This window comes from Streptomyces sp. NPDC059567, from assembly GCF_042735655.1.
Classification (GTDB): domain Bacteria; phylum Actinomycetota; class Actinomycetes; order Streptomycetales; family Streptomycetaceae; genus Streptomyces.
The window spans coordinates 20,547-46,678 of sequence record NZ_JBHWBS010000001.1 but is presented as its reverse complement, the minus strand read 5'-3'; the positions used below and the strand labels follow the sequence as shown (position 1 = coordinate 46,678).

Here is a 26,132-nt window from a genome sequence, read left to right as displayed (position 1 = left end):
GTGGTCATCTGTGCACGGAATTCCCCATTCCGTCTTGCTCCCGGTGGAAGATCCTCCAGCGGCGAGCCAGACCCGGCCGGAGAGCCGGTGCCGCGCAGGTCGCCGGACGTATCCTCGCCCGGGACACGCCGAACGGAGGGCCGGGAACGTGGCGGACGACAGGAGGACCGGCTCGACGGCCTCGCTGAGCGCGCGGGCGCGCGAGGCCGTGCTGCAGCGGATCGTCGACCGGCGGTACGCACAGGGCGCCCGGCTCGTGGAACGCGAGGTGGCCGAGGAGCTGGGCATGTCCCGCGTGCCGGTGCGCGAGGCGCTGCGGGCGCTGGTCGCCGAAGGACTCCTCGAACTGCTCCCGCACAGCGGTGTACGCGTTCGCCGCCTGGAGCGCGCCGACGTGGAGCACCTGTACGAGGTGTGGGAACCGCTCGCCGTCCAGGCGTCGCGGCTCGCGGCGCGGGCCGCGGCGGCGGGACGCGCCGAAGGGCTCGCCGCCCTGGAGGCGACGCTGCGCCAGGCCGAGTCGGCGGCCGCGGCGGACGAGGGGACGCGCGAGGTGGCCGCGTACACCGCGTTCCACGAGGGCGTCGTGGAGCTGTCGGGCAATCCGCTGCTCGCGCGCACCATGGAGCAGCTGAGCTGGCAGCTGCGTCTGCTGTTCGGCCTGCGCGCGGAGCCCGCGCACATGAGGGCCCAGCACGCGGAGATGTACCGGCACATCGCGGCCGGTGACGCGGAGGCCGCGGGGGCGAGCACGCTCCTGCACGTGCGGGACAGCAGGGCCGTCGCGCTGCGCTCGCTCTTCGGCGAGGCCTAGGCTCTTTGTATACCAAGCCTGCGTAGGCCGTCCATCACGTCGTTCGGCCGTGCCACCTTCCAGGCATTACTCCCTCGCGAGAGCTTCACCCTGCCCCGCCTCTCGCGCTTGGTATACAAAACCGGGAGTCGCCCCTCCTACTCCCCAAGGAGCTCCCATGTGCGTCGGAGCCACGCCGCCGCCCCCCAGCAGGCTGACCCGCCGTGGCGTCCTCGCCGGTGCGGCAGCGTTCGCCGGCACCATGGCCGCGGCCGGTTCCGCGGTGGCCTCCGCCGCCGACCGCGACGGGGACTCGCCCGCCGCGGGCCGGGTCGGCGCGGGCGCCGCCGTTCGGGGCGGAAGCCTCGTCATCGAGGGCGGTACGCTCCTCGACCCGGCCACGGGTGAGGTCACCGAGAACGCCGTCGTCGTCATCGAGGACGGGACCGTGCGCGCGGGCGGCCGCCGGGGCCGGGTCACCGTGCCGCGGGACGCCGAGGTCCTCGATGCCCACGGCCGCTGGATCCTGCCGGGCCTCGTCGACGCGCACATCCACCTCAGCACCGCCGCCGAGGCCCGCGCCGCCGTCCTCAAGGGCGCGACCAGCGCGCGCAGCGGATCGACCTCCTTCTACCAGGACATCGCCGTCCGCGACCTCGCCCGGCACAGCCCCGCCCTCGCGCCCCGGCTGACCGCCGCCGGAGTCTTCGTCACCCCGGACCTCGGCGACAGCCTGCTCGCCGGCCCCGAACTCACTCCGCTCGTACGCCTCAAGGAAGGCGTGCGCTCCGCCGAGGCGCTGCGCCGTGTCGTCGAGGTGAACCTGGACCGCGGCGCGGACGTGATCAAGACGCGCGTCAACGAGCGCGCCGGGCTGCCCGAGCAGGACCCGCTCGCCCAGGTGTACTCGCACGAACAGCTCGCCGAGATCGTCGCGGCGGCCCGACGGCGCGGCAAGGGCGTGCTGTGCCACAGCTACAGCGAGCAGGGCTGCCACGACGCCGTCACGGCTGGCATCCGCTCGCTGGAGCACGGCGCGTTCGTCGGCGAGCGCACCCTGCGCGAGATGCGCCGCCGGGGGACGTACTTCACGCCCACGCTGACGGCCATCGCCGGCCTGGCGGAGTCCACGAACCCGGTCCTCGCCGAGCGGGGGCGCGCGTACCTCCCCGTCCTCAAGCGGGCCGTCCTCGCCGCACACGAACTGGGCGTCCCGCTCGCCGCCGGGACCGACTCCTCGGGCGGCATCGTGCGCCCGATCGGTCGCGAGGTGGAGCTGATGCGGGCGGCCGGGCTGCCGGCGCTCGACGCGATCCGCACCGCCACGACCGGCGCCGCGCGCCTCCTCGGTCACGAACGCACCGTGGGCCGCCTCGCGCGTGGCTTCGCGGGCGACGCGATCCTCGTGGACGGCGACCCGCTGGCCGACGTCACGACTCTGATGCGGCCGGTCCGAGTCGTACGGGCGGGCATCCCGGTCTGACCTCGACAGCGGCGCGCCGGGTCCCCGCCGGACCGCGGCCGCACGCCGGCTGAGCGGCACGGCGGCACGGCGGCACTGCAAGGCAGCACGGCAAGGCGGCCGGCGCGGCAGCGCGGGAGCGCGGCAGGGCAGCACCGGCGGCGGCACGGCGCGGCACCACAGCTCGGCGTCCGCCCCGGACGCCGCCGGCGTGTCGTGTGCCGGACACCGGCGTGTCGGTGCCCAGGCCAAGCGGCCCCCGCGCCCGCACGTTGGCCCGTACGGAGGGGCCAACGCCCGCACGATGTCCCATGGCCGCCGTGCCGACGGCCCACGTCCCAAGCCGCCGCAGGGCCGTGCGCCGTACCCCGACCCGCGACGCCGCATCCCCCACGTACACCCGTCGTCCCCGCATGCACCGCGGCCGTCCACCGCTCCCCGTCGACACCCCCGAACCCCCTTCCCCGCACCATCCCTCCGAAGGAGTCCCCATGCAGCCGTCCCCGACCGCCCCCAGCGCCCTTTCCCGTCGCACGATGCTGGCCGGCGCCGCCGCCCTGGCGAGCACCACCGCCACATGGGCCGTCGGCGCCCCCGCCGAGGCCGCGACCGTCACCGCCGAAGCGTCGGCGTCGGCGGCCACGTCCGGTGCGAAGGGACGCCGCGACAAGGCCGTGGTCTTCCGCAACGTGCGCCCGTTCGGCGCGGCGAAGCCCACGGACCTCGTGGTCGTCGACGGCCGTGTTGTCGACGGCCCGGCGCCGCGCGGCGCGCAGGTCGTCGACGGCGGCGGCCGGATCGCGCTCCCCTCGCTCGTGGACGCGCACATCCACCCCGACAAGACGACCTGGGGCGGCTCCTGGGTGTCGCGGAAGCCGGCGAGCGGCATCGCCGACTACGTCGCCCAGGACGTGGAGCTGTTCCGCGGCCAGCGCCGCCCCGTCGCGGAGCGCGCGTACGGGCTGATGGCCCACGCCGTCACCCGCGGCACGCGGGCGATGTGCGCCCACGCCGACGTGGCTCCGGCCTACGGCCTCGCGGGTGTCGAGGGCGTCGCGGAGGCTCGGCGGCGACTGCGCCACGCCCTCGACGTCCAGATCGTGGCGTTCCCTCAGCACGGCGTCGTCCGTACGCCGGGCACGGCCGAGTTGCTGGAGGAGGCGGCGCGCACGGGCGCCATCGACATGATCGGCGGCATCGACCCGATCGGTTTCGACGATGCCCTCGACGAGCAGCTCGACCTCGTCTTCGGCATCGCGGACCGGCACGGCATCGGCGTGGACATCCATCTGCACGACCGTGGCGAGAAGGGGATCAAGGCCATGCGCGGCATCATCGACCGCACGCGCGCGTTGTCCCTGGCCGGCAAGGTCACCGTCAGCCACGTCTTCTGCCTGCCCGGCCTGACCGACGGCGAACTCGGTGCCCTCGCCGCCGACCTGGGCGACCAGGACATCGCCCTCACCACGGTGGCACCGTCCGACTCCCTCGTGCTGCCGATCGCCCGACTGCGCGAGCACGGGGTGCGGGTCGGGCTCGGCTCCGACGGTGTGCGCGACTCCTGGAGCCCGTTCGGCAACGCCGACATGCTGCACCGCGCGCATCTGCTCGGCTGGGTGACGGACGTACGCCTCGACGAGGAGCTGACGAACTGCTACCGCGTCGCGGCCCACGGAGGCGCCGACGTCATGGGCCTCGCCCACGCGGACCTGGAGCCCGGCGCACCGGCCGACTTCGTCCTCGTACGGGGCGAGTGCCTGCCCCAGGTCGTGGTGGACATGCCGCGGCGCGACATGGTCGTGCACGGCGGAGTCGTCGTGGCCCGCGACGGGGAGTTCCTCGACTGAGGATCAGCGGAGCACCAGCGCTCCGGGGACCTGGGCTTCGAAGATCTCGACGATCCAGTCGAAGACCGTCGGTCCCCGGCCGGCGCGTGCCGCGTCGAGCTTCTCGGCGACCGCGGGCCTGTTGTCGGGGTGGCAGCGCTTCAGCCGGAGTTCCAGTTGGCGAGCGGTCTCCGGGTGTCCCAGCGCATGCCGGGAGTGGGCGTGGTCGTGCCACTCGACCGTGAAGTCGCCGTTCTCGGGGGTGCCGTAGCCGCCGCGGAGGCAGTCGTTGAACGCGTCGAGGTTGCTTCCGAAGTAGCCGCCGGGACCGTTGACCGCTTCGCCCATCACCCGCCAGAAGTCCTCCAGCTTCTCGATGCGCTTGCCGTCCAGTACGAAGATCGTCGTCACTCGGCAAGGCTAAGGGGTGTCCACGTGATCCGCCGGACACCCCTGGGCCTGTGCGGTTCCGTCAGCTGCCGACGTAGGCCGCGAGGTGCTCGCCGGTGAGGGTGGAGCGGTCGGCGACGAGGTCGGCGGGTGTGCCCTCGAAGACGACCCGCCCGCCGTCGTGGCCGGCGCCGGGGCCGAGGTCGATGATCCAGTCGGCGTGCGCCATCACCGCCTGGTGGTGCTCGATGACGATGACCGACTTTCCGGCGTCGACGAGCCGGTCGAGCAGCCCCAACAGGTGCTCGACGTCGGCGAGGTGGAGGCCGGTGGTCGGTTCGTCGAGGACGTAGACGCCGCCCTTCTCCGCCATGTGCGTGGCCAGCTTGAGCCGTTGCCGTTCGCCGCCGGACAGCGTGGTGAGGGGCTGGCCGAGGGTGAGGTAGCCGAGCCCGACGTCGGAGAGTCGTTCGAGGATCTTGTGCGCGGCGGGCGTGCGGGCCTCGCCGGCGCCGAAGAAGTCCTCGGCCTCGTTCACCGACATCGCGAGCACCTCGCTGATGTCGCGTCCGCCGAGGTGGTATTCGAGTACCGATGCCTGGAACCGCTTGCCCTCGCAGTCCTCGCAGGTGGTGGCCACCCCGGCCATCATGGCCAGGTCGGTGTAGATGACGCCGGCGCCGTTGCAGGTGGGGCAGGCGCCCTCGGAGTTGGCGCTGAACAGCGCCGGCTTCACGTCGTTGGCCTTCGCGAACGCCTTGCGGATCGGTTCGAGCAGCCCGGTGTACGTCGCGGGGTTGCTCCGCCGCGAGCCGCGGATCGGGCTCTGGTCGATCGCGACCACGTCCTCGCCCGCCGGGATCGATCCGTGGACGAGGGAGCTCTTGCCGGAGCCCGCGACACCGGTGACGACGACGAGCACCCCGAGCGGGACGTCGACGTCGACCTTCCGCAGGTTGTTCGCCGTCGCGCCGCGGATCTCCAGGGCGCCGGTGGGCTTGCGCACCGTCTCCTTGACGGTGGCCCGGTCGTCGAGGTGGCGGCCGGTGACGGTGTCGCCGCGCCGCAGCCCTTCGACGGTGCCCTCGAAGCAGACGGTGCCCCCCGCCGTACCGGCGCCGGGGCCGAGGTCGACGACGTGGTCGGCGATCGCGATCGTCTCCGGCTTGTGCTCCACGACCAGGACGGTGTTGCCCTTGTCGCGCAGCCGCAGCAGCAGGTCGTTCATGCGCTGGATGTCGTGCGGGTGCAGCCCGATCGTCGGCTCGTCGAAGACGTAGGTGACGTCGGTGAGCGCGGAGCCGAGGTGGCGGATCATCTTGACGCGCTGTGCCTCGCCGCCCGAGAGCGTGCCCGCCGGCCGGTCGAGCGAGAGGTAGCCGAGCCCGATCTCGACGAACGAGTCGAGGGTGTGCCCCAGCGCGGTGAGCAGCGGCGCCACCGAGGGCTCCTTCAGGCCGCGGACCCATTCGGCCAGGTCGCTGATCTGCATCGCGCAGGCGTCGGCGATGCTGATCCGCTTGATCTTCGACGACCGGGCGCCCTCGGCGAGCCGGGTGCCGTCGCACTCGGGGCAGGTGGTGAAGGTGACGGCCCGCTCCACGAACTCGCGGATGTGGGGCTGCATCCCCTCCTTGTCCTTGGCGAGCATCGACTTCTGGATCCGCGGGATCAGACCCTCGTAGGTCATGTTGATGCCCGCGATCTTCATCCGGGTCGGCTCGTGGTGGAGGAAGGCGTGCAGCTCCCGCTTGGTGAATCTGCGGATCGGCTTGTCCGAGGCGAAGAAGCCGGACTCGCTGTACAGCCGGTAGTTCCAGCCGCCCGGCTTGTAGCCGGGGATGGTCAGCGCGCCCTCGTCGAGCGACTTGGAGTCGTCGTAGAGCTGGGTGAGGTCGAGGTCGGTGACCGAACCGCGGCCCTCGCAGCGCGCGCACATGCCGCCGGTACGGCTGAAGGTCGCCTTCACCGCCTTCTTCTCACCGCGCTCGACGGTGATGGCACCCGCTGCCCGGACCGTGGGCACGTTGAAGGCGTAGGCGCTGGGCGGGCCGATGTGCGGCTTGCCGAGGCGGCTGAAGAGGATGCGGAGCATCGCGTTGGCGTCGGTGGCGGTGCCGACCGTGGACCGGGGGTCGGCCCCCATCCGCTGCTGGTCGACGCTGATCGCGGTCGTCAGCCCTTCGAGGACGTCGACGTCGGGCCGTGCGAGGGTCGGCATGAAGCCCTGGACGAAGGCGCTGTAGGTCTCGTTGATCAGCCGCTGCGACTCCGCGGCGATCGTGTCGAAGACCAGCGAGCTCTTGCCCGAGCCGGAGACTCCGGTGAAGACCGTGAGCTGGCGCTTCGGGATCTCGATGCTGACGTCCTTGAGGTTGTTCTCGCGGGCGCCGAGCACACGGATCACGTCGTGGCTCTCGGTGGCGCGCGGCGCGGGCGTCTGCGTGTTCGTCCTCTTGGCCATGCTCTTCGTGTCTCCATCTGTTGGGCGGGCCGCCTGCGCGGCCTCCGCCGGCGTCGCCCGGCTCGCGTGGACGTGCCGTCTCCGTACCGGTCACGCTAGTGGCGGGGCGGGGTCCACGCTTCTTGATTCCTGATCCGTCGCGTTCCGATCGCCGGACGTCTCAGGTGGCGGCGAACCGGTCGAGCGCCGCGGTCGTCAGCGCGGCGATCGCCGGGCGCAGGGCGGTGCGGATGTCGGGCGCGAAGTACGGGGAGTGGTTGGGGGCCGGCGGGGTGTCGGGGCCGTCGGCCGTCGCCCGGCCCCATGCGGCCGGGTTCAGCACGCCGAGCATCCAGTAGACCAGGGGTACTCCGTGCTGCCCGTGGATCCCGGCTCCGGCGTCGCCGAACAGCGGGAAGTCCTCCGCGGCCATGGATCCCGGCCAGGTCAGGGCCCGTCCCGCGCCCAGGAGGCGCGAGTGGGAGCGCCGTATCGACGCGGTGGTGCTCGGGTCGCAGCGCAGGGCCGCCGAGCGGGAGACGACGGTCACCTCGGGTTCCCTGGGGGCGCCCGCGGCGGCGCTCTCGGCCAGGACGATACGGCGTACGGCGGACAGGGCCCGGTCGAGGGACGCCTCGCTCGATGCGCGGACCCCGATGCCGAGAGCGGCCTCGTCCGGTATGACGTTGGCGGCGGTTCCGGCCCGGAGCATGCCCACGGTCAGCGTCACCTGGTCGTCGGGCGCGGTCTCGCGGGCGACGACGTTCTGGAGCCGGGTGACGATGGCGGCCGCGGCGACGACCGGGTCGACCGCCAGGTGCGGAGTGGCCGCGTGGCCGCCTCGTCCGTGCACCGTCACGTCGAGCACCGCGCCGGCCGCCGCCATCGGCGTCTCGTCCGTCGCATGCGCGACGGTGCCGGAGGGCAGGGGCGCGGCGTGCTGGGCGAGTACGGCATCGGGCCTGCCGAACCGTTCGTACAGTCGGTCGCGCAGCATGGCCTCGGCCCCGCCGAGCGTCTCCTCGGCGGGCTGTCCCACCACCACCAGGGTGCCGCGCCATCGGCCGGAGAGCCGGGCGAGCAGCTCCGCGGCCCCGGTCGCCGCGGCCAGGTGCAGGTCGTGGCCGCATGCGTGCATTGCGTCGTTGCGGCTGGCGTACGGCAGCCCGGTCCGCTCGCGGATCGGGAGCGCGTCGAGCTCCGCCCGTAGCCAGACGCGAGGTCCGTCCCCGTTGCGGAGGACGCCGACGACGCCGTGGCCGCCCACCCCCTGGGTGACGTCGCAGCCGGCCGCGGTGAGTCGTCCGGCGAAGCGGTCCGCGGTGCGGGCTTCCTGGCCGGACGTCTCGGGATGGGCGTGGAGGTCCATGTAGAGGGTGAGGGCCGGCCGCAGGACGTCTCCGGCGAGGACGAGGAGGGACGGCGGGTTCATCGGCGGACTCCGGGGAAGGGCCGGGCCTCCACCGCGGCGCGGGGAGACCCGGGTGGGGGGTGTTCAGAGGATCGGGTTCAGGGGAAGGGATGCGGAGCCCTGCGGATCTCGGCGTCGGTGAGGTCGCGGTCCCGGTGTCCGCCGCGTCGTGGCGCGGTGCGCAGCCGGGGCATCAGCAGGGCGCGCTGCCGGTTCCAGCCGAAGTCGATCGGCAGCAGCCCCGGCACCACCGTGGCGACCGTGCGCAGCCCCATCCGTTCCTGCTCGGGCGAGGTCTGGTCGACGACGATGACGTCATGGCCGGCCCGGACCAGCTCGTCCCTGACCACGGCGACGTCGTCCCGCAGGTCGCCGGTGCGGGGGCGGCCACGACTCTCCCAGTCCCGGTACACGTCGTCGAAGGAGCGGGCCTCCGACGGTTCCAGATAGCCGTGCGCGTGCTCGGCCATGCGGGGCAGCCCGTAGAGCTGGGGGTGGTCCTTCAGATGCCGTACGAGGGTGAAGTCGTCGGCCATGGCCTCCAGTTCGGCGCGGCGTTCGGCGGTCTGCCGGGCCAGGTGCGGGATGTAGCTCAGCACCTCGGACAGCGCCCCCTCGACCGCGGACCTCGGGTCCAGGGAGGCCGCGGCCGCGAAGGACAAGGTGCCGGGTCCACCGTCCCTGCGTACGCCGACCACGGTGACGGCCGGGATGGCCAGGTCGATCCGGTTGTCGAAGGCATGCACGTCGTAGCCCTGCAGGGCGGCCCGCTCGACCATGGCGGCGACCGTGGGGCTGCCGACCGACGCCAGGTCGACGCGAGGCAGCCGGACCGCGCCGTACCAGCCGTTCAGGAAGGAGTCGCGCTCGACGAGTTCGAGCAGGCCGCCGAGGACCGCCTCCTCCGGACAGCCGCCGATGGCACAGCCGTTGGAGCATTCGAAGACGAAGTCGTCGTCGGCGAGGGGGATGCTGTAGTAGACCAGCCGCGACGGCACCAGGACGGGGCGCTCGTCCCGCAGCGACCAGCCCCACTCCCAGGGGATGGGCCGGCCGGGGTCGAACGGCCTGACCATCGGGTCGTCCCGGTACGTCTCCGGGCTGTACAGGCCGCACACCGCGGGATCGATCGCCTGCGCCCTCAGGTCCTCGTACGAGCCGACGACCGGCGCGTGGCCGCCACGCCGATGGGTGCCCGCGTACCGCTCCAGGCCCTCGAGGAACGCGAGCCGACGGCTGGTGGCGAAGGAGTTCTCCTGCCCGCTCCAGGTGACGTCGTGGAGCCCCGCGTACCCCCGGACGAACGCGCTGCCGGCCACCGGGGCGGTGGTGGACGAGGTGACGTCGTTCCACGTGCCGGCCCCCAGCGCGCCACAGACCGGATTGGCCAGGGCGTCGACGGGGAGCGGGTAGGCGAAAGCCGAGCGCAGCCGGTAGGAGCCGGGGTCCGGTTTGGGACGCGGTACGGGGGTGAGCGGCCGTACCTCGTCCGCTGTCCGGGCCCGGGCTCGCGGTCCGCAGTCCGGGCAGAGCGGGTCGGTGAGCAGGGGGTAGGTCCTGACGAGCAGGTTCGCCAGGTCGATGCGGGTCACCTGGGGCAGGGCGCGGTCCGCCGGGTGCTCGGCGGGCGGCACGGGACGGGGCCCGCGCAGCAGGGCCTCGCACAGCGCGGCCACGGCGTCATGGACATGAGGGGTGAGCAGCGGCCAGGCGCCGGCGGGGCGGGGCCCGTCGAGGCCGCCGGTCTCCAGGGCGTTGCGCTCGCTGCGGCTGCGCAACCGCTGCCACCGCAGGGCGAGACAGCGCCCGCAGGCGGGTGCGGTGCCGTCTCCTCCCCACGGTCCGAGGAGCACCGCCGAGGCGCTGAGGTGAACCAGCGCCGCCGGACGGTCCGCGCTCCAGGGGTCCGGTGCCTCGGTGCCCGCACCCGCGCCGACGGCACCGAGCGGCACGACCCGTGGGGCGTCGGCGCCGAAGTGGCCCTCCAGGGAGGCCTGGAGGGCGTCCCGGGCCTCCTCCATCGGATGCGGAAGCAGCCGGGTGGCGGTGCTCATGATGTCTTCGTCCAGCGGAAGGTGCGCGCCGCGACGGCCCCGAAGACGACGGCGAACGCGACGAGTCCGGCACACCCCACACCGATGTCGGAGAGGTCCCCGCGGCCCGTCAGCGCGGCCGACACCGCGTCGTTGAGATAGCGCAGCGGCAGGATCAGCGAGATGCGCTGCAGCCACTCCGGCATGGAGTCCAGGGGGAAGAACGAGCCGGACAGGAACGCCATGGGCAGCATCAGGAAGTTGGCGATGCCGGCGACCGATTCCGGGGTGTCGGCGATGCTGCCGATGATCACGCCGAGCAGCAGGAAGGTCGTGATGCCGAGGAGCATGACGGGGATCAGCAGGGGCCACCGGGAGGCGGGCACGAGGCCGAAGCCCGGAAGCATCGCCACGCCGACGAAGAGCACCGACTGGACGAATCCCACGCCCAGGGCGAGGACGTAGCGGGACCCGATGACGGAGGACAGCGGGGCGGGCGACATGCGGATCATCCGGAGGATGTCGTCCGCGCGCCACTGCATCAGCGTGAACCCGATGCCGAAGACGGCCGCGTTGGCGACGCCCCAGGAGAGCACTCCGGAGGCGGTGTAGGAGAGGTACGAGAAGCCGCTCTCCTCGACGGCACGGCCGCGGAACACGAGTCCGAAGACGACGAGGAAGATCAGCGGGAAGGCGAAGGTGAAGAAGACGGTCGTCTTGTCCCGGACCTGGGCGCGGTAGCCCGCTGCGGTCAGGGCGGAGTAGGCGCTCATGCCTGCTGCTCCTGGTTGTTCGGGGCGAGGGGGGTCCGCCGGGCGGTGAGGTCGAGGTAGACGTCCTCGAGGCTGGGCGTGCGGGTCTGCACACCGTCCAGGCCGGTCACGGTGTCGAGGGCGGCGAGCACCCGGCCGGTGGCGCGGGTCTCCAGGACGAGGTGCCCACCCTGCACGAAGACGCCGTCCACACCGGGCAGGGACCGGGCCCGCTCCTCGTCGATCCGGCCGAGCGGGACCAGCAGTCGGCTGCTCGCGCCGAAGGTCCGGATCAGGTGCTGCGGTTCGTCGGTGACGACGAGTCGGCCGGCCACCAGGATGCCGACGCGGTCGCAGAGTGCCTCCGCCTCGTCCAGGTGATGCGTGGTGTAGACGATGGTCCGGCCCTCCGCCTTGAGGCCGCGCAGGACCTCCCACAGATCGCGGCGGCCCTCCGGGTCGAGCGAGGCGGTCGGCTCGTCGAGGAAGATCAGCTCGGGTCCGTGGACCAGCGCTGAGGCGATGGCGAGCCGCTGACGCTGGCCGCCGGAGAGGTTGTCGACCCGGACGTCGTGCTGCCCGTCGAGGCCCACGGCGCCGAGGGTGGCGTCGACGGCCGCGCGGTCCGCGCCGAACAGCGCCGCGACGGTACGCAGGTGCTCGTGGACGGTCTGCCGCACGAAGAAGGCCGAGGACTGCGTCTGTACGCCCATGCGCGGCAGCAGGGCGGTGTTGCGCGGCCAGGGCGACTCGCCGAACACCGTGACCGATCCGGAGTCGGCCTTGCGCAGCCCTTCCATGATCTCCACCAGGGTGGACTTTCCGGCGCCGTTGGGGCCGAGCAGCCCGAAGAACTCGCCGCGCCGGATGGTCAGGGAGACCCCGTCGACGGCCCTGCGGTCGCCATAGGTCTTGGTCACGTCGCCGACCGCGACGGCCGGTTGGGCTCCGGGATCTGTGAGGGGGGTGGTGGAGCTCATGCGGGTACCTCATTCATGAGTTGCGTGATCTTTCGCCGTCGGGTCGGGAGGTCGAGGTCATCGGAACAGCAGGAGGAGTACGGCCGTGCAGGTTCCGGCCACCGCGAGCAGCACCAGGACGACCGCCGTGGCGGCGTAGGAGGTGTGGATACGGCGGGCCCGTCGCGGGTACGCGGCGACCGCCTCCCGCCCGCGCCGGCGCAGGGCCAGGTAGGTCCGGGTCTCCGGGGCGAGGTTGGCGGTGCCCAGGGTGTGGCTGAGGATGCGGTACCCATCCAGCGGCGGCAGCGGGACGAGGTTGCTCAGGGCCTGCACGCAGCCGATGAAGAGCATGCCGGCGAGCGGCGGGCGGACGGGGTCCGTCGGCTCCAGGAGCGCCCACCAGAGCGCGAAGGGCAGCAGGAGCACCAGGTTGACGTGAGCGCCCGCCGCGGCCACCACCAGCTTGGACCGCAGGCCGGGCAGGAACAGGTAGTTGTCGACCGTGCAGTACATCATCATGGCCGGGAACCGCCAACGCAGCCCGATCTCGGTGACCACGCCGCCGTAATGCCGGGCGGCGATGCCGTGGGCGAGTTCGTGCAGGCAGATGCTGAACCAGAGGAAGACCGCGAACGGGATCAGCACGAGGGGCCGGGTCAGCACGTCGAGGGTTCCGTCGAGGAACGTCACCGGATCCGCGAGCACGGTGCCGATCATCACCAGAACGGCTGCCACCAGGGGCAGTTGGGCCCAGGGGCGGAGCAGCGGGGACAGCAGTCGGTGCAGGCGTCCGGCGGTCCTGTGCGCGTCCGCGACGGTCCGCCGGCTGCCCTTCCAGAAGGTGCCGGTGCGGGCGGGCGGCGGCTCGGGCGGTGCGGGGTCCGGGGATCCGGCGAGCAGTCCGCGGGTGCCGAGCAGGCCGAGCAGCCGGGTCCACTGGTCCTCGGGGAGCCTGAGGCGGAAGCGGGCCGCGTACTCGGATACGACGTCGTCGAGGTTCCGGGTGCCGTCGAGCCGGCTGATGACGAAGTGCTCCTTGGGGCCGACCTCGAACGTGGCGCCGCTGACCGGGTGTTTGATGAGGTGCACGGTCCGCGGTCCGCGCAGCACGGCCGGGCCGATCAGCACGCCGGGCCGCAGCGCGGGCCGGTAGGCGCGGGCGGCGGCGGCACGGTCGGCGTGCTCCGTCGCGCTCATGAGGCGTCCTGCCGTCCGGCTCGCGGCCCGCCGGCCGGCTCGCGCAGCACCCGGCCCAGGATGAACGCCAGGTACGCCTCGTCCCGGATCGTCACATGCAGCCGGTTGTTGGTCATGTGCATGTACGGCGAAAGCAGACGGGGCAACACTGCCGGGACATGGGTCACGGTGACCAGCGGGGCCGCGTCGGGATCCTCGGCGCGCTCCTGTCCGGTGTCCTCACGGGCCGGGCCTTCCCAGGCCGGGAAGGCGAGTTCGCCCCGCTCGGTGAGGTCCACCACCCGGTCGCGCAGCTCCAGGCAGTGCTCGGCCCAGCCGCGCAGGAACGCCGGCAGCCGGGCCAGGTCGCGGCTCGCGACGGCCTCCCTGAGCCGGTCGAACCGGGCGCCGAGCGAGGGTGCCATGCGCTCGTAGGTGCGCTCGTACTCGGTGGATCCGATGAAGCCGGTCCCCGGGAACAGCCGGTGCCAGAAGGCGTAGTACGAGTCGAGGTACTCCGCGAGCCGCTCCTCCTCGGGCAGGAAGCAGCTCGCCATCACCATCATCAGCTGGGCGGACGTCCCGAGCAGCACCGTCCGCAGGTGAAGATTCATGCTCCGGTACGCCTCCAGGACGAGGTCGCTGGAGTGCCGGAAGTGCCATTCGGCGAGGTCCACCCCGGCCGGACCGCCGTACTTGGCGTACTCGGGGGCGTAGACCTCGGAGGAGAAGGAGTTGTTCGGCCTGAGGTTCATCCGGCCGTCCGCGCCCATGTACCCGGCCCGGTCCTCGCCCGGGAACTCGATGTCGAAGAGGGCGTTGTAGAAGTCCTTGAGGAATCCGGAGTCGACCTCGTAGAGCGCCGGGCGGCTCTTCAGGAAGCCGTCGATCGTCTCCTCGGCGCGGCGGCGCACCTCGGCTTCGGCGTCGGGGCCGCTCGGCCGCAGGCGCAGCCTCACGTGCGGCCCCTCCAGCCAGTAGTTGATGAAGAAGTACCCGGACAGCAGGCCGTCCCCGGTGAGCCGGTCGACCAGCGGACGCACACAGTCGACGAGCAGCGGCTGGGGGTTGGCGGCGTAGAAGACGTGCAGCGCCAGCCAGGGCGAGGGTTCGGTGCCTTCCGGGGCCACCCGGAAGGCCGCGGGCTCGGTCAGTTCGGGCATGACGGTGCGACCTCCTGGCCGGACTGCGGGACATGGCGGGTGGTGAAGGTCTCCACGGCGAGTTCGGCCACGTGCCGGCCGCGCCGCGAGGTGACGTGGAGCCCGTCCTCGGTGGGGAGCATCTCCTGGAACGCCACCCGGGTGCCCGGCTTCCGCTCCACGAGGGCGTCGAGCGCGGACAGGGAGAGCGGGCTGTCGAAGTCGACGTAGAGCGGCTTGGCTCCGATCGGCCCCTGGCCGGAGTGGGAGACCGTGGCGAAGCAGCGGTCGGGCAGCCCGTGGGCGCGGCGCCAGCGCTGCCAGTCCAGGTAGTGCCCCTCCTCCCCCGTGCCGGGGCGCGGGGCCGGCAGGACCTCGGCGAGCGCGGTCCAGGTGCGCCGGCCGACCACCACGTTTCCGTGGCGGACCCGTGGCCTGCGGGTGACCCCGTCCTCGGCCTCTCCCTCGGGCACCCCCGCCCAGACGTCGAAGGGGGCCATGGTGCTCGGGGAGAGCAGGAGCAGGGTGCGCGGGATGGCGGGGAGCGCGATCGGCACGAGGTAGCCGAGGTAGACCGGCACGACCTCGCGGTCGAGGCGGCGGGAGCGGAGCACCAGACGACCGGCCGCCTCGTCGTGTTCGACGTAGAGGTCGTCGAGGTGGATGCGGGCCGCCTCGGGCGCGGAGCTGGTCTCGCCCGGACAGACGATCTGGTGGTCGGTGAGCCGGCCGTGCAGGTTCAGGTTGCTGGTGACCGGCCCTCCGGTGACTTCGGCGAACACGGTGCCGTCCGGACGGCGGTCCGCGATCTCCTCGCGAAGGGCGTCGGAGAGGCCGGGTGCCGCGGTGTCCGTGTCCGGTCCTGTGCCGTCGTAGAGGTGGGTGAAGCGGCTGAAGGGGAAGGCCAGTCCGCCGTAGGACTTGTTGAGGACGACGAGCTGCCGGCCTCCGTCGGGCCTGGAGAGCTGGAGATGGTGGCTCTGCGGGACGAAGTGGCCTGCGAGCGGCGCGAGTTCGGCGGCGGTCGTGGCGAGCAGGTCATCGGCCAGCTCGATCTCCTCCGCCCCCGTCGGCCCGTGGTGCTCCCACAGGGCACGCAGACCACCGTGAAAGTGTCCGCGGGCACGGTCGAGGGTCTTCATCTCGCTCTGCCCGAGCCAGTTCTCCTCGGGGACGTACGCGCCGTCCGCGTCGAAGGAGACGCGCTTGGAGGTGAACGACACGTACTGGTCGAAGAAGTCCTCGTGGAAGTCGTGGACCAGGCGCAGCAGGTCGTCGCAGCGCCCGCCTCGGCCGTACCTGGCGATGAAGAATCCGAGCAGCGTGATGCGTTGAGGGAGCGTCAGGTCGAAGAGCGGCAGAACGCCCTCGACGGCCCGCAGCGCCCGGCCGGTCTCCCCGTTCAGCACGGCGGGCCCGCAGAGCAGATCGTCGCCCGTGCTGACGTCCTCGTACAGCAAGGTCTGCGGAAGGGTCGGCTCGACCGCCCCCAGCTCCCTCTGCACTCCCAGTAGTTGACCGCGCAGGGTGCTCAGCAGGGTGCGGCTCTCGTCGACGTCGGCCTCGGGGTAGCGGGCGAGGCAGTCGGCCGGTCCGTCGAGGAGGTCGGCCAGCCGGTCGGCCCAGGGCGCCCCGAGGGAGCGCAGGGCGTCCTGGTAGGAACGCAGCGGATCGCGGCTGTGCACATCGGTGCGGAGCAGCGGCACCTGCACCATGCCGACGTTCAGCAGGGCCGACGCGTACCGCTCGCACTCGTCCCGCCCGGTCCGGTGCTCCGTCTCCAGCCAGTCCACCAGGTCCCGGTGGCGCACGACCCCGTCGTGGCCGCCGAGCCATTCGAGGAGCCGGTCCAGGGTGCCGCTGCTCCCCAGGAAGAACAGCCGGTCGCGGACCGCGTCGAAGGTGACGGCGGCGCTGTCGTCGCCCGCGGTCGTCACATGGCGGACGTAGCGGATGCGGTCGGCGTCCCGTTTCCAGCCCGGGGAGAGGACCACCGGCAGGTCCAGGCGCCGTTCGTCGTCGGCGGTGATCAGCTCGGTCAGCCGGCTCAGCACGACGACGTTGAGCCGTACGTGGCTCGTCCAGCCCTCGCCGACGTCCAGTGCGGCTCCGTCGTCCGTCGGATCGCCCGCGAAGCCGGCGAGGCCGATGGCGGTGAAGGTGCTGAAGGGGCTGGTCTTGCAGGCCGTGCGGTACAGATAGGTGAGGGCGGAACGCTCGATCTTGCGCAGACGGTTGCCCGGCCGCGCGTTCGTGTCCCGCAGGTAGGTGTCCAACCGGCCGTCGAGGGCGGGCGAGGCCAGCAGAAGGCCGCGGCGCAGTCGCTCCTCCGCCAGCGCGCGACGCAACGCGCCTCGGCTCGACCGGAGTTCACGGGCCAGCAGCTCCGCCCCGGTGGCCGTCAGCTCCGCGAGACGGGCACGATCCCGCAGCCAGCGGGCGGTGCGCTCGCCGGTCTCCCGGTCCAGCCGCGCCACCAGACGGACGGCCGCCTCGGGGTCCGCCGGCAGCCGGCTGTTGAAGATCCGCCGCCGCAGGTCGAGCAGGCCGCGACGCACCGCCGCGTCGTCCGGGCCCTCGTCGGGACCGGTGGTGGACTTGACGAGGGCGTGCAGCAGATCGCTGAGGGCCGCTCCGGCGGAGGTCAGCCGTTCTTCCTCGGCCAGCACGGCGTCGGCCCAGCCGCGGGTGCCGGGGCAGCGCAGACCGTCGACCGTCTCGATGGGCAGGCCGGCCGCGCGGAGCACGAAGCGTCCGCCGGGCTCCCAGTGGGTCGCGGACTCCGTGCCGGTGTCCGGGACGCCGGACTCTGTGGGTGTCATGGGGAATCCTCCGAGGCCGTCAGGCGATCTCGTGGTGGAAGTCGGCGGGCCCTGGCCGTTCGTGACCGAGGGCCATGATGAGCAGCGGGGCCTCGTCGCCGTCCGCGAGGCCGAGCCGCTCGACGAACGAGACGTTGTCGAAGCCGAGGGCGACGCCGGCACCCAGGCCCAGTGCGGAGGCCGCCAGGTAGAAGCTCTGGGCGACGGCTCCGGCGGTGCCGACGGCGAGCCGGTAGCCGCGGTCGCCGACGGCGTCGAGGACGGCGGTGGTCCGCACGGTGGGCACCAGGACCGCGCCCGCCTGCTCCAGGTTGTAGTTGGCCAGGAAGTAGTTCGCCTGAAGGAACGAGCCCTGCGGGCCGCCGGCGACCAGACGCAGGTCGCCACGGTCGGGGTCGTACGCGTACGCGCCCTGCTCGACGCCCTCCACATGATTGACGAAGGCGTAGAGCCTGGCGAGCCGGATCTCGCCGTACGGATCGGTGTCGCCGGCCAATCGGGTCTCGGCACAGGCCGCGAGGACCGCCGACAGGTCGCCGGTGGAGACCCGACGCCGGGCGTCGAACCTGCCGAAGCTGGAGCGACGGTCGCGCAGAACCCTTCGTACGCCGGTGTCGGGCAGGACCGGCGCCGTCAGGGCCACACGGGCTCCGTCGCCGTCGTCCGGGAGGGCCGCCGCGGCGGCCAGGGAGCCGGGGGCGGGTCGGGAGAGGGCGCCGTCCAGGGTGGCCGCGTGCATGTCCCGCAGCGTGGTGAAGTCCAGCAGGGTGCGGGAGCGTTCGACGTCCCGGTGCCGGACGGCCGGCCGATGGCGCGGGTCCGTGGGCGGGGCGTCCGGGCGGGCGGTGCGCCGCGCGGGCCGCGGGCCGTCCCAGCGCAGCGGCACGACGGCGAACACCGCCTCCTCCTCGCCCGGTACGCCGAGCAGTTCGTTCAGCCCTGGTTCGTCGAACCACAGCACGGGGGCGAGGCGCAGTCCCCGGGCCGCGGCCCAGATCCGCCAGGTCTGCACCAGTGTGCCGAGGTCGGTGGAGACCACGTGGAAGGAGAAGCTGTTGTACTTGAAGGAGTTCTGCCAGTACTTGACGCCGAGGATCAGGTACTGGTCGGTGTCGAGGGCCTCGGCGGGCGCGTCCGGGCCGAGGGCGGTGCGGACCCGGTCAGTGACGTCGCCGGCCAACAGGCGCTGCAGGGCGTGCCGGTGGACATCGTAGTAGTGGAGACCGGGGGTGAGGGGGCCGGAGGGGCCGGACGCCCAGTGGACGCTCACCGGGTAGAGCCCGCCACCGCCCGCGGTACCGCGTGACCAGTTGGCATGCGTGTAGAACGGCAGCCCGGCGAGGTCGGTGTTGGCCTGGATGCCGAGGCGGCGCCCGGTCAGCCCGTACGAGTCCTTGAGCATCGCCGAGAGCAGCGGAAGGCTGAACCCGCGCGGGCCGTCGGCGTCCTCGGCGGTGGTCGGATCCGCGGCCGCGCGCGGGTCCTTGGCCGCGCGCGGGTCCTTGGCGGCACGCGGGTCCTTGGCCGCGCTCGGGTCCTCGGCGGCGCCACGGTCCTTGACGGCGCTCGGCAGCAGGCCCGGTGCGATCGGGACGTCGGCGAGGTCCTCCGTGCCCGGCAGGGCGAACGCCTCGGCGTTCGGATAGAACTTGCCCCTGCGCGGACCGTCGGCCCAGTTCACGACATGGTCCGTGGGCTCCATCGGCACACGGCCGCGGTGCAGGATGGCGTGCGCGTACTCATGGGCGTACCCCATGGGATCCCCCTTTCCTCGGTTCTTGGCGCGCTCGCGCCGGGACGGACAGGCGGCCGGTCACGGGAACGGGTGCGGGCCGGGGTTGAGTTCGGCCTCGGTCAGGTCGTCCGGCCGCAGCCCCGCCTCACGCAGCGCGGTACGCATCCGCGGCATGTGCCGGGCTCGCTGCCGCGTCCAGCCGAAGTCGAGCGGGAGCAGGCCCGGCACCAGCACTTTCACGGTGTGCAGGCCCAGCGCGCGCTGCTCGGGCACCGTCTGGTCGACGACGACCACGTCGAATCCGGCGGACGTCACGGCGTCCACCGCGGTGATCAGGTCGTCCCGTACGTCCGTACCGGAGCCGTCGGCGCGGGACCATCGCAGATCGGCCACGCGTCTGCGCTCGGGGGCGTCGGGAGCCGGGGCCGGGCGGAGCAGGAAGTCGGCGTGGCGGCCCATCTCCGGCACCGCGTAGACCAGCGGATGGTCGTGGAGGCTGGTGATCCTCTCGAAGTCCTCGGCCATGGCGCGGTACGCGGCCTCGTCGCGCCTGAAGCGCTGGAGCAGCTGTACGGAGTCGGTGGCGATCTCGCACAGCGCCGCGGTGAGCGCCGCCTCCGGGTCGAGGGAGGCCCCGGCCCCGAAGCACATCCGGGCCGGGCCGCCGTCGAACCGCTCGGCGACCGCGGTGACCACGGGGACCGGGAAGGTGATCCGGGTGTCGAAGAACCTGGCCCGGTACCCGTACATGGCCATCCGGTCCACCATGACCCGGGTGCGCGGGTCGGCGCTGGTCGCCGGGTCGATCTCGGGGAGCGGCTGCATCCCGTGCCAGGCGAGCAGGAAGGCGTCCCGCTCCAGGACCTCCATCAGGCCGCTGAGCACGGCCTCCTCCAGACTGCCCCCGGAGGCACAGCCGTTGGAGCTCTCCTGCACGAACCGGTGCTCGATCCCTGGCTTGTGATAGAAGGCGAGGATCTCCGGGACGGGACGGGGCAGCGCGTCCCGCAGCGACCAGCCCCACACCCAGGGGACGGGACGATCCGAAGTGAACGGCGGCACCCACGGATTGGCGCGGTGGAAGTCGTCCGTGTACAGGCCGGTCTCGCGCGGGTCGACGGCATGCGGCCCGAGTTCGTCCAGGGACGCGGTCAGGGTGAGGGCCCGGCCGCGGGCACGCATCCCGGCGAAGCGCTCCAGTCCCTCCAGCACGCCGATCCGGGTGCTGGCGTGGTACGTGTCGGCGTGACCGCCCCAGAAGGTCTCCCGCAGATAGTCCCCGGAGCGGCTGGAGAAGCAGCCCACGGTGGCCGAGGTGGTCGGCGAGGTGACGTCGCAGACCACCGACGGCCCGACGGCGCCCCAGTGGGGGTTGGCGAAGGCGTCCACCTGGATGCCGTACGCGTCCACCGGCCGGACCCTGCTGACGCCCGGCCGGTACGTGGGCGCGGGCCGCAGGACGAGGGCGGCCGACTCCGCGGTCACCGGTTGCGGTGTGCCACAGCCGGGGCAGTCCGGCTCGGGCACCAGCGGATGGTGCCGGACGGTCAGCTTCTCCAGGTCCACCAGCCATACGTCGGGGAACGGCCGTCGGTCGTCCCGCGGGGCGGCGGCGATCCGGGCGATCAGCGCGGCGACGGCCTGCGCGGCGAACGGCACCCGGTACGGCCAGGACCCCGCCTCTCGTGTGTGGCCGCGCAGTTCGATGCCCTCCCGCAGCCCCACCGAGCGCACTCCCTGCCAGCGGCGCCGCAGACAGTCGGCGCAGCCGGTCCGTCCCTCCGCCGGCCAGGGTCCGACGATCGCCTGCCGGCCGTACAGGTGCACGGGAAGCGTGGAGCGGTCGACGCCTTCCGCGCTTGTCGGGCCGGCGAAGGCGTCCCGTACACCGAGGGCGGAGACGGTGATGCCGGGAGGCCGGTGGCCCGGCTCCGACGGCAGTTCCGTCAGGGCGTGACCGAGTTCCTCGGCAAAGAGGCGACATGCCTCGCGCCGGGGCTCCTCGGCCTCGTCGACGGTGGCCTCGACGACGTCAACGGTCATCGTCGGCCGCCTTGGTGAGCAGGACCCGGACGGTGTGGATCCCGGCGGCGGGCAGGTCGGCGGCGTGCGTGGGCACGACGAAGGCGTCCCGCCCGGCGGCGGCCAGGCGTTCCAGCACGTCCGTCCAGGTCGCCTTGGACGGTCCGGTGGTCGAGGCGCCGTCCTGTGCCGTGACCGGAATCAGGAAGGCATCGAGGTCGGCGAGGAGCGGGGCACCGGTGTCGGGCGCGCCCAACACCCCCTCCGCGGCGAGCTGCACGGTGCCGAGCAGGTCGCGCAGGGCGTCGGTGGCCGCGGCCGCCCGGTCAAGGGCGGCGCCGGTGGCCCAGCGGCCCGCCGCGTCCTGATCCGCGGTCCGGGTCCTGGCCAGCACGACGGACACCCCGGTGTGGTCCTCCTCCCCGAGGTCGAGGAGTTCGACGGCGAGGCCCAGATGCCCGGCGGAACGCAGCAGGAAGGTCGCCTCGGGGACGTCGGTGAAGTCGGCGGGGTCGATCACCGCCGTGCGCCCGGCCCCGCGTACGGATCGCTGCAGCGCGTCGTGGGCGATCGCGGAGAGCAGACCGGCCGCCGCGGCCTCGGGCAGACCGTCACCGGCGCCGGCCCCGGCGCGGGACGGCTCGAACCGGCGGTCCTGGTTGTCCGGACCGAAGGGCCGCACGGCGCCGGCCGGCACCCGTGTCTCCTCCTTGGTCAGCAGCGACGTGGCCAGGACCCAGGAGGCCACCGGATCGCCCCCGGCACCCGTGGCCGTGGTCAGCAGGTCCGGGTGCACCGCTTGCGGCGAATCCGTACGGTCCGCGCGGGAGTCGACGTCCGGCGCCGGCACGGCCGGTACGACGTGCTCGGCGTAGACCTCGGCGGCGACGTTGAGGGCCCGTAGGCGGGCGCCCGCGGTGTGCTGGACGTCGAAGGCGGCGACGGTTCGCCGTCCGGCCGCTCCCAGACCGATCTCCACGGCACCGACCTTCAGCGGGGTCTGGGTGACCGGATCGTCCGCGTACCGCGTGAAGACGCCGACGGACGGTCGGACCGCGAGCGAGCGACGGTCGAGCTCGGCGAGCGGCCCCTCGGTCGCGCCGTCGTCCGGAGCGGCGGCGACGACCGGCTGGAAGGCGGGCCGCTCGGGGGCCTCGGTCAGGTCGACGGGCTCGGGAGGGCCGGACCGGGTCGGGCAGAAGGGGCAGCGCGGATGGGGCAGCAGCCGTTCCGCCAGGACATCGAAGGAAGCCATGTCCTGGAGCAGCACCTGTCCCCGGGTTTCGGCGGGCAGTGCCCTGGTGACCAGCCGGAACACCTCGTAGCCGAGCAGATTGCCGAGCATCGCGGCGAGCGGGCCGCGCGGCGCGGGTCCGCTCGCGCCCTCCCCCAGGGCCAGACCGCTCCAGAGGTCGGCCGCGACGGCCGCGTCCCCTGTCGCGCCGAGCCGTAGAGCCGCGCACGCCAGGCATCCCGCGGAGTCCGGTTCGCTGACCGGTCCGACGACCGCCCGGCCACCGAAGGTCCAGGCGGGGAGCAGGAAGCGGCCGTCCGGAACGCCCTGGCCGAGCAGGGCGATCGCGGTCCGGAACGCGTCGCGGCCACCGGTGGCGACCACCACGTCGTACCCCTCGTACGCGTCCCAGCCAGCCACTCCGCCGGAGCCGGCGTCCGGCAGCACCGCCACCTCGACCGGGCTGCCCTGCGCGGTGAACTCCTCCGCCTCCGCCCGGAGCGCGCCGAACTCGGCGGCGGTGGCGGGCACTTCGGCCCTAGTGGACTCCACACCGACCGCGGCGCAGCCGTTGCGAATCAGGGAGAGTGCGCACCAGCGGGCGACCGGGCCGTCGCCGAGCACGGCGACGCGCGTGTCGCGGAACGCGGCGAATCTGCTCTCGGAATCGTCGGCGTAGTGGTCGATGTACGCGATCTGCCGGGCGAAGCGGGCGGCGACCGCCGGTTCCACCGACGCGCCCTCGCCGGACTCCGCGGGGTCCGGCACGGGCCGGGCGAATCCACGGGCGTACAGCGCCTTGACCAGGCCGCCCACCATCGCCTTCTGCGGGTCCTTGAAGCCCGCGCAGATCTCGGCCACGGTCCGGCGCCCGTCCATGTGCGGGACGAGCAGAGTGACGAACCGGTAGGCGGACGGGGAGTTGAGCTGGAAGCCGCCGTCGGCGTTGTGGAAGATCACGCCCTGGGGTGTCTCGGTGAACAGCACGTCGCGGCGCACCCTGGGACGGGTGTCGGCGGTCTCCTCGTACGGCGTCGTGGGCATGCGGGGATCGCACCTCCGGGTCGGGGCCTGTGGGCCGCTCGTTCTGAAAAGGCGGGACATGCGGGGTGTACGGGGCGCGGCGACGAGGCCGCTTCGCACGGAGCGGGGCGGACCGTCAGGTGGCTCCGGACGGGAGGGCGCGCCGGGCCGTGGCGACGACGGCCTGCGGGGTGCCGCCGGGGCGGGCGGCCCTGTGGAGCGCGTGGGCGCGGAACAGCGCGTTCATACGGAGGGTCCCGGGCTCGTCCTCTTCGAGGAGCCCGTTGTCGAGGAGCCGCTCCAGCAACTCCTCGGCGTCGGTCTCGGGCACCGAGAGGGCAGTGGCCACGGCGGGTGCGGTGAGCCGCCCGTTCACCCGTGCCAGCCTCAGGTGCGCGTCGGCCAGCGGGGCGGGCAGCCGACGAAGGGCCTGGTCGAGGGCGAGCGGTACGGACATCCGGGGGTCGTCGGGCAGCGCCAGCCGGGCGGGCAGGTCCCGCCGCAGCCATGCGGCGTAGTCCGCCAGGGGCATCTTGGGCCGGGTCAGCAGCCGGGCCCCGACGATCCGCAGGGCCAGCGGCACGTGCCCGCACATGTCCGTGAGGGTTCGTGCGGCCGTGGTCTCGGACGCCACCCGCTCGTGCCCCAGGACGGTGGTGAGGAGCGCCGAGGACTCCTTCGGCGGCAGGGCGCCGAGTTGGAGCACCGCCGGGCCGTGCGTGGCGACCAGGGCGGCCAGTCCCATGCGGCTGGTGACGACGACGGCGCCCGCCGCGGTGACGTCGAGGAGTCCGCGTACCTGGTCCGGGTGCACGACGTCGTCGATTATCACCAGGCACGATCCGGGGGAGGCGCCGGAGGGGAGTACGGAGCGCAGTTCGGCGGCCGCCTCGTCGACGGGTCGCGGCGTGCCGTCGGGTCTGCTCAGCGGCAGCAACACACCACCTGCGGGGTAGCGGTCGGCCACCAGGTGCGCGGCGTGCAGCGCCAGCGCGGTCTTGCCGATGCCAGGGCCGCCGGAGATGACAGCCGACACCGGGGCGACGTCCGTCCGCCCGTCCGGCCGGCCGCCTCCGCTCAGGTGGCGCACCAGGTCGGCGGTCTCGCGGCTGCGGCCGGTGAAGCCGGGGACGTGGGGCAAGCGGGGGCCCGGCGCCTGGGCGGACCGGTGTGCGCCGCCGAGCGGTCGGGGCTCGGCCGGGGACGGGCGGCCCGGCTCGTGGTGCTCGGCCGGAGCGGTGCGTCCGTGCTGCCGGCCCGCGGCGCCGGCCGTGGCGTCGCTCTCCGCCGGGGCCGTATGCGACGTCAGCACCGCTGTGGTGGGCTCCAGGGCCGGGCCCATGGGTTCGTCGCCGCGCAGGATGGCCAGTTCCAGTCTCTGCAGTTCCGTGCCCGGGTCGACGCCGAGTTCGTCCCGGAGGTGCGTCCTGATCCTCCGGTACTCGGCCAGCGCCTCGTTCTGTCTGCCCACGCGGTAGAGCGCCCGCATCAGCTGGGCGGCGAGTCCTTCGTGCTGGGGATGGGCCCTGGTGGCCTCCCAGAGGTCCACCAGGACCTCGCGACATCGCCCCTGGTCCAGCTGGATCTCGCAGACGCGTTCCAGGACGCGCAGTCGCTCCTCGACCAGCCGGGGCACCTCGTCGCGATGCAGGAGCTCGGAGGGGACGTTGGTGAGAAGGGGCCCACGCCACAGGCCGAGTGCCGTGCGCAGCAGGGGAAGTTCGGACTCTCCGGCCCCGTCCGCCTCGGAGGTCAGGCGGCGGAAGTGCAGCAGGTCCAGGGTGTCGCCGTCGGCCGGGAGGAGGTAGCCCCCGGCGACGGCGACCACTGCCTGCGCCTCGATGTCGTACTTCGCGAAGAGGCGGCGCAGGCGCAGGACGCAGCTCTGTAACGCCGCCTTCGCCGTCGCCGGCTGCTCCTCGCCCCAGACGGCCTGCCGGAGACGGGACGTCGGGACCACCTCGCCGGGCCGGACCAGCAGCGCCGCCAGCAACGACGTCGGCTTGGCGGGCGGAAGGACGACCACGTCACGCCCGTCGGTGATGCTGAGCGGACCGAGCAACTGGAAACGCACGAGTACCCCCGTTGACCGTCGAACACCTGCCGAACCGGCGGTCGACCGGCCCTTCAGGGAAGTACGTCCTGGCGCCACGGAGCATGCGTGAAGGCGTCTTCACCAAACATTCGGTCGTGTGGCAGTGGTGAGTGTCTACTGGCGTAGATCGCCGGTCAAGGGGGGCTGCGAAGGAGCGCGAGGGCGGGGCCTCCGGAGTCGCTGCAGCAGCGTCACTGGTGACGGGCCTGTCGGCGTCGCACGACGAACTGCCTTCCCCTGAAGGCGAGTTCGCGGTGACGCGGCGTTCCCCGAGCGTTGTCGCGGTTTTCACGCCGACTCGGTCGGCGGAGACGGCGAGGCGCACTGCCGGCTCGGCCGGCCGGAGACGTCCTCGGGGGTGCCCGGCACGGCCGGCCGGACGTGAGGGACGCTGCCGAGGCCGGTCCTGCGGGCACGCGGAACGCCCGCTCGGCGCCCGCCTCCCGATGAGAGAGGGCACCGACCGGGCGCGATGGCACCGGCTCCGAGGTCAGGCGGAGCAGGAGGTGGTGCTGCAGGTGGAGCTGGAGGTCGAGGTGGAGCTGGTGCTCGTGCAACCGGCCAGCACGACCTCGCTGGCGTCCGAGTAGTCGGAGATCTCGAAGGTCTCGGCCTCGAGCTTGAGGATCTCGTCCGCGAGGGTGCTCAGGTCGTTGTTCATGGTGCCTCCCGATGAGTGAGGGCGCGGATCGCCATGACCGGCGACCTCGTGGGTACCGGTACGGGACCATTCCAGCGAGCCCCGCTCACCGTTCGGCATGCCTCCCGCTGACATCCCGCTGGCACGGCGCGCCAGCGGACGATCCTGGGC

At 73.1% G+C, this 26,132-nt stretch carries 17 protein-coding genes; 3 read left to right on the top strand and 14 right to left on the bottom strand.

Annotation, left to right across the window (positions count from 1 at the left end):
• The first annotated feature begins 148 nt into the window (after positions 1–148).
• The 3 genes from ACFVZW_RS00155 (at position 149) to ACFVZW_RS00145 (ending at position 4,102) form a co-directional block, all read left to right on the top strand.
• Complete coding sequence (locus ACFVZW_RS00155) at positions 149–814, top strand: GntR family transcriptional regulator (protein WP_384514389.1); 666 nt, start codon at positions 149–151, stop codon at positions 812–814.
• A gap of 157 nt (positions 815–971) precedes the next feature.
• Positions 972–2,276 carry an amidohydrolase family protein gene (locus ACFVZW_RS00150; protein ID WP_384514386.1) on the top strand — a complete coding sequence of 435 codons (1,305 nt, stop codon included), beginning with the start codon at positions 972–974 and terminating at the stop codon, positions 2,274–2,276.
• A gap of 470 nt (positions 2,277–2,746) precedes the next feature.
• Entirely contained in the window at positions 2,747–4,102 is a 1,356-nt protein-coding gene (locus tag ACFVZW_RS00145) for an amidohydrolase (protein WP_384514384.1), read from the top strand.
• A 3-nt stretch (positions 4,103–4,105) separates the two neighbouring features.
• Here the strand turns inward: ACFVZW_RS00145 and ACFVZW_RS00140 are convergent, their stop codons facing one another.
• The 14 genes from ACFVZW_RS00140 to ACFVZW_RS00075 all read right to left on the bottom strand — a co-directional run bounded on the left by ACFVZW_RS00140 (position 4,106) and on the right by ACFVZW_RS00075 (position 25,982).
• Positions 4,106–4,492: a barstar family protein gene (locus ACFVZW_RS00140; RefSeq protein WP_384514381.1), complete on the bottom strand. Its 387-nt coding sequence runs from the start codon at positions 4,490–4,492 to the stop codon at positions 4,106–4,108.
• Between the two features lie 61 nt (positions 4,493–4,553).
• Positions 4,554–6,935 carry an ATP-binding cassette domain-containing protein gene (locus ACFVZW_RS00135; protein WP_384514378.1) on the bottom strand — a complete coding sequence of 794 codons (2,382 nt, stop codon included), beginning with the start codon at positions 6,933–6,935 and terminating at the stop codon, positions 4,554–4,556.
• Positions 6,936–7,095: 160 nt separating this feature from the next.
• Complete coding sequence (locus ACFVZW_RS00130) at positions 7,096–8,346, bottom strand: amidohydrolase (protein WP_384514376.1); 1,251 nt, start codon at positions 8,344–8,346, stop codon at positions 7,096–7,098.
• 77 nt (positions 8,347–8,423) lie between these two features.
• Positions 8,424–10,379, bottom strand: a complete 1,956-nt coding sequence (locus ACFVZW_RS00125) for a TOMM precursor leader peptide-binding protein (RefSeq protein ID WP_384514373.1) — start codon at positions 10,377–10,379, stop codon at positions 8,424–8,426.
• The gene (locus ACFVZW_RS00120) at positions 10,376–11,131 is read right to left on the bottom strand and encodes an ABC transporter permease (RefSeq protein WP_384514371.1); all 756 of its coding nucleotides are present in this window, start codon (positions 11,129–11,131) and stop codon (positions 10,376–10,378) included. Before ACFVZW_RS00120 ends, ACFVZW_RS00125 begins: the two co-directional genes overlap by 4 nt.
• Complete coding sequence (locus ACFVZW_RS00115) at positions 11,128–12,090, bottom strand: ABC transporter ATP-binding protein (protein WP_384514369.1); 963 nt, start codon at positions 12,088–12,090, stop codon at positions 11,128–11,130. Before ACFVZW_RS00115 ends, ACFVZW_RS00120 begins: the two co-directional genes overlap by 4 nt.
• A 57-nt stretch (positions 12,091–12,147) precedes the next feature.
• Positions 12,148–13,269 (bottom strand): peptidase M50, encoded by a 1,122-nt coding sequence (locus tag ACFVZW_RS00110; RefSeq protein WP_384514366.1) that lies wholly within the window; start codon positions 13,267–13,269, stop codon positions 12,148–12,150.
• Complete coding sequence (locus ACFVZW_RS00105) at positions 13,266–14,411, bottom strand: lantibiotic dehydratase C-terminal domain-containing protein (protein WP_384514364.1); 1,146 nt, start codon at positions 14,409–14,411, stop codon at positions 13,266–13,268. The genes ACFVZW_RS00110 and ACFVZW_RS00105 overlap by 4 nt, the downstream gene beginning before the upstream one ends.
• On the bottom strand, positions 14,399–17,212 hold the full coding sequence (locus tag ACFVZW_RS00100) for a lantibiotic dehydratase (RefSeq protein ID WP_384514361.1): 2,814 nt from the start codon (positions 17,210–17,212) through the stop codon (positions 14,399–14,401). The genes ACFVZW_RS00105 and ACFVZW_RS00100 overlap by 13 nt, the downstream gene beginning before the upstream one ends.
• Positions 17,213–17,231: 19 nt before the next feature.
• Complete coding sequence (locus ACFVZW_RS00095; RefSeq protein ID WP_384514359.1) at positions 17,232–18,968, bottom strand: nitroreductase family protein; 1,737 nt, start codon at positions 18,966–18,968, stop codon at positions 17,232–17,234.
• A gap of 57 nt (positions 18,969–19,025) precedes the next feature.
• A complete protein-coding gene (locus ACFVZW_RS00090) occupies positions 19,026–20,990 on the bottom strand; it encodes a TOMM precursor leader peptide-binding protein (RefSeq protein WP_384514356.1) in 1,965 nt (654 codons plus the stop codon).
• Positions 20,980–23,247: a TOMM precursor leader peptide-binding protein gene (locus ACFVZW_RS00085; RefSeq protein ID WP_384514353.1), complete on the bottom strand. Its 2,268-nt coding sequence runs from the start codon at positions 23,245–23,247 to the stop codon at positions 20,980–20,982. Before ACFVZW_RS00085 ends, ACFVZW_RS00090 begins: the two co-directional genes overlap by 11 nt.
• 115 nt (positions 23,248–23,362) lie before the next feature.
• Positions 23,363–25,300, bottom strand: coding sequence for a BTAD domain-containing putative transcriptional regulator (locus tag ACFVZW_RS00080; RefSeq protein ID WP_384514350.1), 1,938 nt, complete (start codon positions 25,298–25,300; stop codon positions 23,363–23,365).
• A 511-nt stretch (positions 25,301–25,811) separates the two neighbouring features.
• On the bottom strand, positions 25,812–25,982 hold the full coding sequence (locus ACFVZW_RS00075; protein WP_376431800.1) for a thiazolylpeptide-type bacteriocin: 171 nt from the start codon (positions 25,980–25,982) through the stop codon (positions 25,812–25,814).
• Positions 25,983–26,132: the final 150 nt, after the last annotated feature.